The following is a 15937-nucleotide window of genomic DNA, read 5'->3' on the forward strand; positions in this document are numbered from 1 at the left end:
TAGTGCGATTGATCCTGTTACATCTGTTGTTCTGAAGTAAAATTGTGGTCTGTATCCATTGAAGAATGGTGTATGTCTTCCGCCTTCTTCTTTCTTAAGTACATATACCTGACCTACAAATTTCTTATGAGGATGTACTGTTCCTGGTTTTGCTAGTACTTGACCTCTTTCTACTTCTTCTCTCTGTATTCCTCTTAATAGTACTCCGATGTTATCTCCTGCCATTGCCTGGTCTAGAAGTTTTCTAAACATCTCTACTCCTGTACATGTTGTCTTCTTCTTTTCTTCTTTTAATCCTACTATTTCTAATTCGTCTCCGATTTTTAATACTCCACTTTCTACTCTTCCTGTTGCTACTGTTCCTCTTCCTGTTATTGTGAATACATCTTCTATTGGCATTAAGAAGTCTTTATCTGTTGGTCTTTCTGGTGTTGGTATATACTCATCTACTGCATCCATTAATTCATGTATGCATTTTGTTGTTTCTGGATCATCTGGGTTCTCTAATACCTTTAATGCACTTCCTACTATTATTGGAACATCGTCTCCTGGGAATCCATACTCACTTAATAACTCTCTTACTTCCATCTCTACTAATTCTAGTAATTCTGGATCGTCTACCTGGTCTGACTTATTTAAGAATACTACTATATACTGTACTCCTACTCTGCTTGCTAACAATATATGTTCTCTTGTCTGTGGCATTGGACCATCTGCTGCACTTACTACTAGGATTGCTCCATCCATCTGTGCTGCTCCTGTTATCATGTTCTTTACATAATCTGCATGTCCTGGACAGTCTACGTGAGCATAGTGTCTCTTATCTGTCTCATACTCTACATGCGCTGTATTTATTGTTATTCCTCTTTCTTTTTCTTCTGGTGCTTTATCTATTTCATCATATTTTGTTGCTGCTGCTTTTCCCTCTTTTGACAATACCATTGTTATTGCTGCTGTTAATGTTGTCTTACCGTGATCTACGTGTCCTATTGTTCCTATGTTTACATGTGGTTTTGTTCTTTCATACTTTTCTTTTGACATTACTCTTCCTCCTCAAATACACTAATATATTAACTAAAATTAGCTGTTTCTCTCTCCTACAATTTTCTCTTGAATACTCTTTGGCACTTCTTCATAATGGTCAAATGTCATTGAATAAACTCCTCTACCCTGTGTTCTAGATCTAAGTGTAGTGGCATATCCAAACATCTCAGACAGTGGAACAAAAGCTCTTATAATTTCAGCTCCTGATCTTGGATCCATTCCTTCGATCCTTCCTCTTCTGGAATTTATGTCTCCCATTACATCTCCCATATATTCTTCTGGTATTGTAACTTCAACTTTCATCATTGGCTCAAGTAAAACTGGATCTGCTTTATTCATAGCATTCTTAAATGCCATAGATCCAGCTATTTTAAATGCCATTTCTGATGAATCTACATCATGATAAGATCCATCATATAACTTAACTTTAAAGTTTATAGTTTCATATCCTGCAATTACACCATTTTGAGCAGCTTCTTGAATTCCATTATCAACTGGTCCAATAAATTCTTTAGGAATTGCTCCTCCTACAATGGCGTTTTCAAATGTATATCCTTCTTCTGAAGGTGACATCTCTATGGAACAATCACCATATTGTCCATGTCCACCAGACTGTCTAATAAATTTACCTTGTGCTTTAACAGTTTTTCTAATAGTCTCTTTATAGGCAACTTGTGGTTCACCAACATTACATTCTACTTTAAATTCTCTTTGAAGTCTATCCACAATTATCTCTAAGTGAAGTTCTCCCATACCTGCTATAATTGTTTGACTTGTCTCTTGATCTGTATAAGTTTTAAATGTTGGATCTTCTTCAGCAAGTTTAGCTAAAGCTATACCCATTTTCTCCTGACCAGCCTTTGTCTTTGGCTCTATAGCTACACGTATAACTGGTTCAGGGAATTCCATACTTTCAAGTACTATAGGACTGTTTTCATCACAAAGAGTATTACCTGTAGTAGTATCTTTCAATCCTACTATAGCACCTAAATCACCTGCACGAAGTTCGTCAACTTCCTGTCTATGATTTGAATGCATCTTTACAAGTCTTGCAATTCTTTCTTTTTTCCCTTTTGTTGAGTTATATACGTAAGTACCACTCTTCATAATTCCTGAGTAAACTCTTGTAAATGCTAATTTTCCTATAAAAGGATCTGTAGCAATTTTAAATGCCAGTGCAGTTAATGGTGCATTATCATCAGCTACTCTTTCCATTTCCTCTTTAGTATCAGGATCAGTACCTTTTACAGGTGGTACATCAAGAGGTGATGGCATAAAATCAACTACAGCATCTATCATTGGCTGAACACCTTTGTTCTTATAAGAAGATCCACATAAAACTGGAACTATTTTATTTTCAATAACACCTTTTCTCATAGCAGCTACTATTTCTTCTTGTGTTATTTCTGCTCCATCTAAATATTTCATCATTAAATCTTCATCTACATCGGCTACTGCTTCAATTAAAGCTGTTCTATACTCTTCTGCCTTGTCTGCTAACTCGTCAGGTATTTTAACTTCATCCATAACAGTTCCAAGATCATCTTCATATATTATAGCTTCATTTTTAATAAGATCTACTATACCTTTAAATTTATCTTCTGTTCCAATTGGAATTTGAATAGGAACTGCATTACAGTGTAATCTTTCTCTCAAAGTATTTATACACATGTAAAAATCTGCTCCTACTGAGTCCATTTTATTTACATAAACCATTCTTGGGACACCGTAATTATCTGCCTGCCTCCATACAGTTTCTGTTTGTGGCTCAACACCACTTTTGGCATCTAAAACAGTAACAGCTCCATCAAGAACTCTAAGTGATCTTTCAACTTCTACTGTAAAATCTACGTGTCCTGGTGTGTCTATTATATTTATTGCATGGCCTTTCCATTTACAAAAAGTAGCCGCAGAGGTTATAGTTATTCCTCTTTCTTGCTCTTGAGCCATCCAATCCATTGTAGCTTCACCATCATGTACTTCTCCTATTTTATGGGTTATTCCCGTATAGAAGAGTATACGCTCCGTAGTAGTAGTTTTTCCGGCATCAATATGTGCCATTATTCCTATATTACGGAACTTCTCTAGCGGATATTCTCTTTCCACTTAAATTTCCTCCTCGCAAGTGTAAATTTAGGATTTGACAAAACTGCTTTAGTAAAAATACCAAAACAGTTTTTAATATTAATATCTATAATGTGCAAAAGCCTTATTAGCTTCAGCCATTTTATGAGTATCTTCTCTCTTCTTAACAGCTGCACCTGTATTATTTGCTGCATCCATTAATTCTGAAGCAAGTCTTTCTCTCATATATTTTTCATTTCTTTTTCTTGATGCAATAAGAAGCCATCTGATTCCTAAAGTCTGTCTTCTTTCTGGTCTAACTTCTATTGGAACCTGGTATGTTGCACCACCAATTCTTCTTGCTTTTACCTCTAGTAAAGGCATTATATTGTTCATTGCCTCTTCAAATACTTCCATTGGCTCTTTATTAGTTTTTTCATGAATTATATCAAAAGCTCCGTAGCATATTTTTTGAGCTACTCCCTTTTTACCATCTTCCATTATACTGTTTACTAATTTTGTAACTACCTTACTATTATATACTGGATCTGGTAATACATCTCTTTTTCCTATATGTCCTTTTCTTGCCACTTTTCTTCCCTCCTTAACAATTAAAATTTAAGTTCATCGGTACTCGGCTTTAAATAAAGCCGCAAAGTGCTTTGTACTCCTGCAAAATATGATAAAGTACTGTAAATATATATAAACGCTGAAGACATAGCACTAATACTCAACTTAATTAATCAATTACTTTTGTTTTGGCTTTTTTGCGCCATATTTTGATCTTGACTGTAATCTGTCGGCAACCCCAGCTGAATCCAGTGCTCCTCTTACAATATGATATCTGACACCTGGAAGATCTTTAACTCTTCCTCCTCTTATTAGAACAACGCTGTGCTCTTGTAAGTTATGTCCTATACCTGGGATATATGCACTTACTTCATATCCATTTGTCAACCTAACTCTGGCAATTTTTCTAAGTGCTGAGTTTGGCTTTTTAGGAGTAGTAGTTTTTACTACTGTACAAACTCCTCTTTTTTGTGGACATTCTTTTAGTGCTGGTGCTGTTGATTTTGTGCTTATTGTCTTTCTGCCTTTTCTTACTAATTGGCTTATTGTTGGCATATCTACACCTCCTCTTTTAATTAAAATATCTTACAATTTATATTAATTATTCTTGAAAGCTTATTTAGTATACTGTACATTTAATCTTTTAATACAGCAGCTGTAGCAGCTCCTACATCTATACCACATAGTTTTCCCAATTCTTTCATAGTATCTATATAAATCAACTCCGGGGAATTATCATCAATTAACACTTTTACTGACTGTATTAACTTATCGTCAGCATCTTTAGCTATATAAACAGTTTTTGCAGTGCTATTCTTTATTGCTTTAACTGTTTGCTTTAAACCGACAACCTTGTTTCCTTTTAGTCTGTTAACCATTATTTTATTCCCTCCTTCAATGCTATATAAATAAAGTACATGATACTTTGTTCTTGAAAAAACATACAGATGTATTTTATCATTTTAATATTGCTATGTCAATAAATTATATGCTACACTTCTGCCTCATCACTTACCTGTTTTTCATCAGATTTATCTTCTGTATTAATCCTTACAGACCTATACCTGGTCATACCTGTTCCTGCTGGTATAAGTTTACCTATAATTACATTTTCCTTCAATCCTAGTAATGGATCTATTTTACCCTTTATAGCTGCATCTGTAAGAACTCTTGTAGTTTCCTGGAACGACGCTGCAGAAAGGAAAGATTCAGTTGCAAGTGCTGCTTTAGTTATACCAAGTAAAGCTACCCTGCCTTTAGCTGGTTCTCCACCATTAGCCTCCACTTTTTCATTAGCCTCTTCAAAGTCAAACATATCAATCATAGTTCCTGGAAGCAATTCTGTATCTCCCGATTCCTCTATTTTAATCTTTCTTGTCATCTGTCTTATTACTACTTCTAGATGCTTATCATTTATATCAACACCTTGAAGTCTGTAAACTTTTTGAACTTCAGACAAAAGATAATTTTTAGCTCCCTGAACACCTTTTATTCTCAAAATATCATGTGGATTTACGGAACCTTCTGTTATTTCATCTCCAGCACTTATTACATCTCCATTAGATACTTTAAGTCTTGAACCAAACGGTATATCATAGCTTACTTCTTCTCCAGTATCCATAACTATGGAAACACTTCTCTTCTTTTTGGTTTCTTCCATTTTTACAGTACCTGAAACCTCACTTACTATAGCAAGCCCCTTCGGTTTTCTAGCTTCAAATAATTCTTCAACTCTAGGAAGACCTTGAGTTATATCAGATCCTGCAACTCCTCCAGTATGGAAAGTTCTCATAGTGAGCTGTGTACCTGGCTCTCCTATACTTTGAGCTGCTATTATACCTACGGCTTCTCCTATATCAATTTTCTTTGCAGTAGCCATATTCATACCATAGCACTTTGCACATACTCCATGTTTTGACTTACAAGTAAATACAGACCTAATTTTTACTTTTTTAATTCCAGACGCCTCTATTTTCTCAGCTGTTTTTGGATCCATATAAACGTCTTTTGGTGTTATTATTTCTCCAGTTTTAGGATCTTTAATATCTTCAGCAGAATACCTACCAGTAAGTCTTTCTGCCAAACTTTCTATAACTTCATTTCCCTCTTTTATTTCAGAAACGTCATATCCTTCGTGAGTTCCACAATCTTCTTGCCTCACTATAACATCCTGGCTTACATCTACAAGCCTTCTTGTAAGATAACCAGAGTCAGCGGTCTTTAATGCAGTATCTGCATTACCTTTTCTAGCTCCATGAGTTGATATGAAGTATTCTAGTACATCCAAACCTTCTCTAAAAGATGCTCTTATAGGAAGTTCTATTATCTTTCCTGAAGGATTTGCCATAAGTCCTCTCATACCTGCAAGCTGCTTGATCTGACTTTTAGATCCTCTAGCTCCTGAATCCGCCATCATAAATATTGGATTGAATTTATCTAGATTATCCATAAGTGCATCCGCAACATCTTCTGTAGTTTTAGTCCATTTCTCAATAACCCTTTGATATCTTTCTTCCTCTGATATAAATCCTCTTCTATACATTTTTTCTATTTTATCTACTGCTGCATCTGCTTCACCTAAGAGCCTTTTTTTAGCTTCTGGAACTACCATATCTGAAGTGGAAACTGTTATACCACTTATAGTAGAATAATGATATCCTCTAGCTTTTATTTTATCAAGCATTATGGAAGTTTTAGTAGCACCATGCTTCATATAACATTTATTTATTATCTTGCCTAAGTTTTTCTTAGCTACAAGAAAATCAATTTCAAGTTTAAACTCGTTCTCAGGTTTACTTCTATCTACAAATCCCAAATCTTGAGGTATGGATTCATTAAATATTATTTTACCTGGAGTGGCATCAATTATACCACTTATAGTTTTTCCGTCCTTAACCTTAGTAAGTCTAACTTTTATTTTGGCATTAATATCAACCTGCTTTAACTGATATGCCATTATTACTTCATCTGGCGAAGAAAAAATTCTACCTTCTCCTTTAGCTCCATCTTTTTCTATAGTTAAATAGTATGAACCAAGTACCATATCCTGTGTAGGCACAACTACTGGCTTTCCATCTGAAGGTTTTAATATATTATGTGCAGCAAGCATTAAAAATCTAGCCTCTGATTGAGCTTCAACAGATAGAGGAACATGTACTGCCATTTGATCTCCATCAAAGTCTGCATTATATGCAGTACAAGCTAATGGATGAAGTTTTATAGCTCTACCCTCTACAAGTACTGGCTGAAATGCCTGAATTCCTAATCTGTGGAGAGTTGGAGCACGATTCAAAATTACTGGATGGTCTGATATTACTTCTTCTAATACATCCCATACTTGAGGCTGTACTCTTTCTACCATTCTCTTTGCACTTTTAATATTATGTGCCAGACCACTTTCTACTAATTTCTTCATCACAAATGGCTTAAATAATTCAAGTGCCATTTCTTTAGGTAGACCACATTGATACATTCTAAGTTCAGGTCCAACTACTATAACAGAACGCCCAGAGTAATCTACACGCTTACCCAGCAAATTTTGTCTGAATCTACCTTGTTTACCTTTTAGCATATCAGATAATGATTTTAAAGGTCTATTTCCAGGTCCCGTTACTGCTCTTCCACGTCTACCATTATCTATAAGGGCATCTACAGCTTCCTGAAGCATCCTCTTTTCATTTCTAACTATTATATCTGGCGCACCTAAATCTAATAATTTTTTAAGCCTATTATTTCTATTTATTACTCTTCTATAAAGATCATTTAAATCTGATGTAGCAAATCTTCCTCCATCTAATTGAACCATAGGCCTCAAATCAGGTGGGATTACAGGTATTACATCTATAATCATCCAATCAGGTTTATTACCAGATTTTCTAAAAGATTCAACTACTTCCAATCTTCTAATTATCCTTACCTTTTTTTGCCCTGTACTGCTTTTCAAATCTTCTTTTAGAGTCACAGATAACTGGTCTAAGTCTATTTCTTCTAATAGTTTCTTAACAGATTCAGCACCCATACCTGCTACAAAGTTTTGCTCACCATATTTGTCTGCAGCTTCTCTATATTCTTTTTCAGTTAAAAGTTGCTTCTTTAACAGTTGAGTTTCTTTTGGGTCTAAAACAACGTAAGATGCAAAATACAGTACTTTTTCAAGAGCTCTAGGTGACATATCCAAAATCAGTCCCATACGGGATGGTATTCCTTTAAAGTACCATATATGGGATACAGGTGCTGCAAGCTCAATATGTCCCATTCTCTCTCTTCTAACCTTTGCCTTAGTTACCTCAACACCGCACCTATCACAAACTATACCTTTGTATCTTATCCTCTTGTACTTACCACAGTGACATTCCCAATCTTTAGTTGGTCCAAAAATTCTTTCACAGAACAGTCCATCTCTTTCTGGTTTTAACGTTCTATAATTTATTGTTTCTGGCTTCTTTACTTCACCTCTTGACCATTCTCTTATTTTTTCTGGTGAAGCTAAACCTATTTGAAGTGCATCAAAATTATTTAATTCAAACAAGGGTACATCCTCCCTTCCTAATGTTCATCATTAAAATCATCTATTTCCAAATCACTCTGCAAATCATCTAAAGTAAGATCTTCATAGTCTAAATCAAGATCCTCATCGCTGTCATTTTCAGTATCGCTATTTTCTTCTTGTTCGCCATTATAGCCATTATTTTGCTCTTGAGGCGAATCAGTAGAATCTTCTTTTCCTTCAATATTTACATCTAGTTTTTCCATCTCTTCGTCCACAGACTCTTTAAGCTTAATTTCCTCTTTATTATCATTTAATACTTTTACATCCAAGCATAAAGCTTGAAGTTCCTTTATCAGAACCTTAAATGATTCTGGAATGCCCGGTTCCGGTATATTTTCACCTTTTACAATAGCTTCATAAGTTTTGACTCTTCCAACTACATCGTCTGACTTAACTGTCAATATTTCCTGAAGTGTATGAGCTGCTCCATATGCCTCTAATGCCCAAACTTCCATTTCACCAAATCTTTGGCCACCAAATTGAGCTTTTCCACCCAATGGCTGTTGAGTTACTAACGAATATGGTCCTGTAGATCTTGCATGGATCTTATCATCAACCAAATGTGCTAATTTTAAGATATACATATATCCCACGGTTACAGGCCTGTTGAATTCTTCTCCTGTTCTACCATCATATAGTATTGTTTTTCCGTCTTCTCTATATCCTGCTTTTTTCAAGCATTCCAATATATCTTCTTCTGTAGCTCCATCAAATACTGGAGTTGCTACATGCCATCCTAGTTTACTAGCAGCCCATCCTAAATGAACTTCTAATACCTGACCTATATTCATACGTGAAGGTACTCCAAGTGGATTTAAGCATATCTGAAGAGGTCTTCCATCTGGTAAGAAAGGCATATCTTCTTCTGGTAGTACTCTAGAAATAACACCTTTATTTCCGTGTCTTCCTGCCATTTTATCTCCTACAGATATCTTTCTCTTTTGAGCTATATAACATCTAACTAATTTGTTAACTCCTGGTGAAAGCTCATCTCCATTTTCTCTTGTAAATACTTTTACGTCTACAATTATGCCTGCTTCACCATGTGGTACTCTAAGGGACGTATCCCTAACTTCTCTGGCCTTTTCGCCAAATATTGCTCTCAAAAGTCTTTCTTCTGCTGTAAGTTCAGTTTCTCCTTTAGGTGTTACTTTACCTACCAGTATATCTCCTGCCCTAACTTCTGCACCTATTCTTATAATTCCTCTTTCATCTATGTCCTTTAATGCATCTTCTCCTACATTCGGTATATCTCTTGTAATTTCTTCTGGTCCTAATTTTGTATCTCTAGCCTCAGATTCGTATTCCTCTAGATGTATTGATGTAAATACATCTTTTTTTACTAACTCTTCCGATATAAGCATTGCGTCTTCATAATTATATCCTTCCCAAGTTGTAAATCCCATTCTAATATTTTTCCCAAGTGCTATTTCTCCAAGATCTGTAGAAGGTCCATCTGCTAAAACTGTTCCCTTTTTAACTACTTCCCCTTTTTCAACTATAGGTCTTTGATTAATGCATGTGCACTGGTTAGATCTCTGGAACTTAAGAAGTCTATAAATATCTGTACCTCCATCTGAGTCTCTCTTAACCCTTACTTCGTTAGCACATACATAAGAAACAACACCTGCATTTCTAGCCTTAGGAAGTACTCCTGAATCTACTGCAGCCTTGTATTCAATACCTGTTCCTACAATAGGTGCCTGTGGTTTTAAAAGTGGAACTGCCTGTCTTTGCATATTTGATCCCATAAGTGCACGGCTGGCATCATCATTTTCAAGGAAGGGTATCATAGCTGTAGCTACAGAAACTAATTGCCTTGAAGACACATCCATATAATCAACGTCTTGGCCAGGTACTACAATAACATCTTCTTTATCTCTAACCGTAATTTTATTATCTATAAAATTACCATTTTCATCAAGAGGTTCGTTTGCCCTACCTATTAAATATTCATCTTCCTCATCTGCTGTCATATATACAATTTCATTTGTAACTCTCTTATTTTCCTTATCTACTTTTCTATAAGGTGTTTCTATAAAGCCATATTGATTAACTCTTGCATATGTAGCTAGAGAGTTAATAAGTCCTATGTTAGGGCCTTCTGGTGTCTCTATTGGACACATTCTTCCATAATGTGAGTGATGAACATCCCTGACTTCAAATCCAGCTCTTTCTCTTGAAAGTCCGCCTGGTCCTAAAGCAGATAGTCTTCTCTTATGGGTAAGCTCTGACAATGGATTAGTTTGATCCATGAATTGAGAAAGTTGGGAACTTCCAAAAAATTCTTTTATAGACGCAGCCACAGGTCTTATATTTATAAGAGCTTGAGGCGTTATAACTTCCTGATCCTGTATGGTCATTCTTTCCTTAACCACTCTCTCCATTCTTGAGAGACCTATTCTAAATTGATTTTGAAGTAATTCACCAACAGATCTAAGTCTTCTATTTCCAAGATGGTCTATGTCATCAGTATGGCCTACTCCATATGCTAATCCCAATTCATAGCTAATGGTAGCATACATATCATCCCTAACTATATGTTTTGGAATTAATTCATGGATATTCTTTCTTATTTGTTCCTTAATACTTTCCTCATCACTATAATTATCTAAAATTTTCTTTAAAGTAGGATAATGGACACTTTCCTTTATATTTAAATCATCTATATCAAAGTCAATAAAACTACGTATGTCTACAAAGTTATTACCTATAACTCTTAAAACTATATCTTCAATTTGGATATCTACTACATTTATTCCACACTGTTGGATTTCTACTGCCTTTTCTCTATCTATCTTTTCACCTTTTTGAATAAGAATTTCTCCTGTATCTGGATTAACTACATCCTGTGCTGCTATCTGATTAGCAATTCTTAGGTGTAATGACAACTTCTTATTGAATTTGTATCTTCCAACTCTTGAAAGATCATATCTTTTCGCATCAAAAAATAAAGATTCAATTAGTGATTGGGCACTATCCACTGTAGGAGGTTCTCCCGGTCGTAACCTTTTATATATTTCAAGCAAAGCCTCTTCATGAGTCTTTGTATTATCTTTTTCAATTGTGGCCTTTAGCCTTTCATCCTCTCCAAAGAAATTAGTAATTTCTGCGTCTGTACCATAACCCATGGCTCTAATAAGAATAGTTATAGGTAACTTTCTAGTTTTATCTATTCTAACGTATATTACATTGTTAGAGTCAGTTTCATATTCTAGCCAAGCTCCTCTATTAGGTATTACAGTTGAAGAAAAAAGATTTTTCCCTGTTTTATCAACTGAAAGATCATAATATACACCTGGTGATCTTACAAGTTGGCTAACTATAACTCTCTCTGCGCCATTAATTATAAAAGTTCCTTGCTCCGTCATAAGAGGGAAATCTCCCATAAAAACTTCTTGCTCTTTAACTTCACCAGTTTCTTTGTTAATTAGCCTTACCTTTACTTTTAAAGGTGCTGCGTAAGTTGCATCTCTTTCTTTACATTCTTCTACAGAATATTTGATATTATCCATATCTAACTTATATCCTACAAATTCCAAATTAAGGTTAGCAGTATAATCTTGAATAGGATTAATATCATCAAATACCTCTTGTAATCCTTCTTTCAAAAACCAATTGTAGGAATCTAGCTGAACCTCAATTAAATTAGGCATATGGCCTATTTCTTTAAGTCTGGAAAAGCTCATTCTTGTTCTTTTACCAACCTGGACAGGATGTACCATTGATTTTTCACCCCTTGCATAAACTAAAAATAACCAAAAACATTCATGATGTATATATATGTACTATATGGATGTTTATGGATTTATTAATTGCCATTGTAATAGTATAACCTATTTTTTTATAATTAATTCAATTTGTGTTAAATAATAAAGTATTTACGTTTTCTGCATAACTAATCAATGCAATTTATTATGTTATCATAATATCAAAAAATTGTCAACAATAAAATTTGTAAATTTATAATAAAAAACTATAAAAGGGGCACTTTAAATTAAAGTGCCCCTTTTATAAGCCTTATATTAATTTATTACTTTAATTCTATTTCAGCACCAATTTCTTCAAATTTAGCTTTCATAGCTTCGGCATCTTCTTTGCTTACAGCTTCTTTTAAAGTCTTAGGAGCTCCATCTACTAAAGCTTTAGCTTCTTTCAATCCTAATCCTGTTGCTTCTCTAACAGCTTTTATAACTTTTATCTTTTCTCCACCTGCAGCTTTAAGTACTACGTCAAATTCAGTTTTTTCTTCTGCTCCAGCTGCAGCCCCTGCTCCTGCAGCTCCTGCTACTGCTACTGGTGCTGCTGCACTTACTCCAAATTCTTCTTCACATGCTTTTACTAATTCATTTAATTCTAAAACACTCATCTCTTTTATTGCTTGAATGATTTCTTCTTTACTCATTAATGAACACCTCCAAAATTTCTCTCTTTAAATTATTAAGCTTCTTCTGATTTTTGTTTTTCTTCAATTGCATTTAATGCATATACAAAATTTGATAATGGAGCTTTGAAGCTTCCAAGTAATTTTGCAATAAGTACTTCTTTCGGTGGCACTGTAGCAAGTTCTTTAACTTTATTTTCATCAAAGATTTCGCCTTGAACAACTCCTGCCCTTAGTTCTAAAACCTTATGATCTTTTGAAAAATCATTAAGAATTCTTGCTGGTGCAGTTGGATCTTCATATCCAAATGCTATAGATATTGGACCTACAAAGTAATCTTCTAATTGGTCAAATCCCAATTCTTTAGCAGCTCTTAAAGCTAATGTATTTTTATAAACTTTATATTCTACACCTGCATCTCTTAATTCTTTTCTAAGTTTAGTATCCTCTTCTACAGTTAAGCCCTGATATTTAGCTAATATTACGCCTTGAGCTTTTTCCATTTTTTCCTTAATTTCTTGAACTCTAGCTTCTTTTTCTTCTCTATAATTCTTTTTCACTGTGTATCCACCTCCTTGCAGTCTAAACTACAATACATAATAAACACATATAAATTAAAAAGTCTCTCCATAGACACAGAGAGAGACCAACTATACTTTCTATTGGAATCCTTGATAGGTTGGTTACACCGTTATGCTATCGCACCTATTGTCTACGGAATATTTACATATTTAATTTTTTGCATTACATACAAGTTAATTTAATCTAAAACTTTTGTTGAATTTATCTTTATTCCTGGTCCCATAGTACTTGATATTACTACAGACTTCAAATATTGACCTTTAGATGCTGATGGTTTTGCTTTTACTATAGCCTCCATTAATGTATGAAAGTTATCTAATAATTTTTGTGATTCAAAAGATTTCTTTCCTATTGGAACATGAACTATACTAGTTTTATCTACTCTATATTCAACTTTACCAGCCTTAATCTCCTCTATTGCCTTTGCAACATCAAAAGTAACAGTACCAGATTTAGGGTTTGGCATTAATCCCTTAGGTCCAAGCACTCTTCCTAATTTTCCTACAACTCCCATCATATCTGGAGTTGCTACAACAACATCAAAATCGAACCAATTTTCTTTTTGAATCTTATCAACATATTCTTGTGCGCCTACATAATCTGCTCCTGCTTCCTGAGCTTCTTTAACTTTAGCGCCTTTTGCAAATACAAGTACTTTAACTTTTTTTCCAGTTCCACGAGGAAGAACTACAGCTCCTCTAACTTGTTGATCTGCATGTCTTGGGTCTACTCCAAGTTTTAATGCTAATTCTATTGTTTCATCAAACTTTGCTTTTGATGTTTTTAAGACAAGTTCTATAGCTTCTGATGGTTCATATAATGTACCTTTATCAATAAGCTTAGCACTTTCTACATACTTTTTTCCCATGTCCAAATCCTCCCTTGTGGTTTTAACGGTTTATACCTCCCACTTATTTTGGTTAACTAGTCTTCTACAGTTATTCCCATACTTCTTGCAGTTCCTGCTATCATCTTCATAGCAGTTTCAACTGATGCAGCATTTAAATCTGGCATTTTTGTTTCAGCAATCTGTCTTACTTGCTCTTTAGTTACTTTAGCAACTTTAGTTTTATTTGGTACACCAGATCCACTTTCTATTCCTGCTGCTTTCTTTAGTAATACTGCTGCTGGAGGAGTCTTTAGTATAAAACTAAAAGATCTGTCCTGATATACAGTAATTACTACTGGAATTATAAATCCTGCCTGTTTAGCAGTCTTAGCATTGAATTCCTTACAAAAACCCATAATATTTACACCATGCTGTCCAAGTGCTGGTCCAACTGGTGGTGCTGGGCTTGCTTTTCCTGCAGGAAGTTGAAGTTTTATCATTCCTACTACTTTTTTAGCCATAATATACACCTCCTATATGTGGTTATGTATAAATACATCTCCCACTTACTATAAACTTTTGCTTTATGCATTATTCTATTTTTTCTATTTGATTAAAATCAAGTTCAACAGGAGTTTCCCTGCCAAACATGTTAACTAAAGCTTTAATTTTTCTTTTCTCAGTATTTATTTCCTGGATAACAGCTAAGAAGTTCTCTAACGGTCCCGATTTCACCTTTACATTTTCTCCTACTGATATATCTACATTTATTGGTTTTTCGCTAATTCCCATATCCTTTACTTCTTCATCAGTAAGTGGAACAGGTTTAGAACCAGGTCCAACAAAGCCTGTAACTCCTCTAGTATTTCTAACTATATACCAAGAATCATCAGTCATTATCATGTGTATTAAAACATATCCTGGAAATACTTTTTTTAAGGTTATTTTCTTTTTTCCATCTTTAATCTCAACTTGCTCTTCCATTGGAACCTGAACATCATCTATCCAATCATAAAGATTCCTATTTTCTATGGTTTTTTCAAGATTAACTTTAACTTTATTTTCATAACCAGAATATGTATGAACTACATACCACTTAGCTTTATCTGACATAACTCTAGGGACAAAACTATTTACTAGTCCCTACCTCCTTTTTATTTCATAATAATCTTAGCTAAAGAATTAAATCCAAAATCTATAACTCCAACAATCACCACATAAATAGCACAAAATATAACAACGGCAATTGTAGCTTTTTTTGTATGTTCTTTAGAGGCCCAAGTTATCCGTTTGAATTCTGATACTAGTCCTTTAAAAAAATTAAAGAACCCACCTTCAAGTGCTGTCTGCTTATCAACTTTTTTCATATCACCGTTTGCACCCATTTGCTCACATCCTCAAAACAATTTAATATGTGCCTCTACAATATTATCTAGTTTCTTTATGAACTGTGTGTTTATGACAAAAAGGACAATACTTTTTCATTTCTAATCTATCTGGATCATTTTTCTTGTTTTTCATTGTATTGTAATTTCTTTGTTTACAATCTGTACACGCTAGTATCACTTTTACTCTCATTACTCTCTAACCTCCTAATATAGCTCACAAACATAATCAATTAGAAATTTATTTTGAAAATCATGCATTACTTAACTAAATTATCACAACTTAGTTTTTATGTCAATGGCTTAAAAATATAAACAGATACTACCTAATTTTTTACTTTCAAAGGGACTGGATTTAGAAAACCAGTCCCTAAAATATTACTCAGTTATTGTAGTAACAACACCTGAACCAACTGTTCTTCCGCCTTCTCTTATTGCAAATCTTAGTCCTTCATGCATTGCTACTGGTGTTATAAGTTCTACGTTCATATCTATATGATCTCCTGGCATTACCATTTCTACTCCTTCTG

General features: G+C 34.3%; 14 protein-coding genes, 1 pseudogene and 1 other annotated feature. All 15 genes and pseudogenes read right to left on the bottom strand.

The genetic code is table 11. The annotated features are described in order from the left end of the window. A partial coding sequence (tuf, locus tag WY13_RS12230; RefSeq protein WP_063555932.1) for an elongation factor Tu occupies positions 1-1041 on the bottom strand: 1041 nt, incomplete at its 3' end. Positions 1042-1080: 39 nt separating this feature from the next. Further along, positions 1081-3150 (bottom strand): elongation factor G, encoded by a 2070-nt coding sequence (gene fusA, locus WY13_RS12235; RefSeq protein WP_063555933.1) that lies wholly within the window; start codon positions 3148-3150, stop codon positions 1081-1083. Between the two features lie 78 nt (positions 3151-3228). Beyond that, on the bottom strand, positions 3229-3699 hold the full coding sequence (gene rpsG, locus WY13_RS12240; RefSeq protein WP_063555934.1) for a 30S ribosomal protein S7: 471 nt from the start codon (positions 3697-3699) through the stop codon (positions 3229-3231). Positions 3700-3855: 156 nt separating this feature from the next. After that, on the bottom strand, positions 3856-4233 hold the full coding sequence (gene rpsL, locus WY13_RS12245; protein WP_013240696.1) for a 30S ribosomal protein S12: 378 nt from the start codon (positions 4231-4233) through the stop codon (positions 3856-3858). A gap of 80 nt (positions 4234-4313) precedes the next feature. Next, on the bottom strand, positions 4314-4556 hold the full coding sequence (locus tag WY13_RS12250; RefSeq protein WP_063555935.1) for a ribosomal L7Ae/L30e/S12e/Gadd45 family protein: 243 nt from the start codon (positions 4554-4556) through the stop codon (positions 4314-4316). Between the two features lie 113 nt (positions 4557-4669). Then, complete coding sequence (rpoC, locus tag WY13_RS12255) at positions 4670-8206, bottom strand: DNA-directed RNA polymerase subunit beta' (RefSeq protein ID WP_063555936.1); 3537 nt, start codon at positions 8204-8206, stop codon at positions 4670-4672. A 17-nt stretch (positions 8207-8223) separates the two neighbouring features. Beyond that, positions 8224-11952, bottom strand: coding sequence for a DNA-directed RNA polymerase subunit beta (gene rpoB / locus WY13_RS12260; RefSeq protein WP_063555937.1), 3729 nt, complete (start codon positions 11950-11952; stop codon positions 8224-8226). Between the two features lie 308 nt (positions 11953-12260). Beyond that, complete coding sequence (rplL, locus tag WY13_RS12265; protein WP_013240700.1) at positions 12261-12632, bottom strand: 50S ribosomal protein L7/L12; 372 nt, start codon at positions 12630-12632, stop codon at positions 12261-12263. Positions 12633-12667: 35 nt separating this feature from the next. Continuing rightward, the gene (rplJ, locus tag WY13_RS12270) at positions 12668-13171 is read right to left on the bottom strand and encodes a 50S ribosomal protein L10 (RefSeq protein ID WP_082848491.1); all 504 of its coding nucleotides are present in this window, start codon (positions 13169-13171) and stop codon (positions 12668-12670) included. Positions 13172-13218: 47 nt separating this feature from the next. Continuing rightward, positions 13219-13347 (bottom strand) — a sequence feature (ribosomal protein L10 leader region). 24 nt (positions 13348-13371) lie between these two features. Next, positions 13372-14061, bottom strand: coding sequence for a 50S ribosomal protein L1 (rplA, locus tag WY13_RS12275; RefSeq protein WP_063555938.1), 690 nt, complete (start codon positions 14059-14061; stop codon positions 13372-13374). A gap of 56 nt (positions 14062-14117) precedes the next feature. Next, positions 14118-14543: a 50S ribosomal protein L11 gene (gene rplK / locus WY13_RS12280; protein WP_013240703.1), complete on the bottom strand. Its 426-nt coding sequence runs from the start codon at positions 14541-14543 to the stop codon at positions 14118-14120. 70 nt (positions 14544-14613) lie between these two features. Beyond that, entirely contained in the window at positions 14614-15135 is a 522-nt protein-coding gene (gene nusG / locus WY13_RS12285; RefSeq protein WP_063555939.1) for a transcription termination/antitermination protein NusG, read from the bottom strand. A gap of 41 nt (positions 15136-15176) precedes the next feature. Continuing rightward, positions 15177-15407 carry a preprotein translocase subunit SecE gene (gene secE, locus WY13_RS12290; RefSeq protein WP_156499030.1) on the bottom strand — a complete coding sequence of 77 codons (231 nt, stop codon included), beginning with the start codon at positions 15405-15407 and terminating at the stop codon, positions 15177-15179. 43 nt (positions 15408-15450) lie between these two features. Further along, on the bottom strand, positions 15451-15600 hold the full coding sequence (rpmG, locus tag WY13_RS12295; protein WP_013240706.1) for a 50S ribosomal protein L33: 150 nt from the start codon (positions 15598-15600) through the stop codon (positions 15451-15453). A 185-nt stretch (positions 15601-15785) separates the two neighbouring features. Continuing rightward, positions 15786-15937: pseudogene (tuf, locus tag WY13_RS20595) on the bottom strand (elongation factor Tu); the annotation flags it as partial.

This window comes from Clostridium ljungdahlii (genome assembly GCF_001636845.1).
GTDB lineage: Bacteria > Bacillota > Clostridia > Clostridiales > Clostridiaceae > Clostridium_B > Clostridium_B ljungdahlii_A.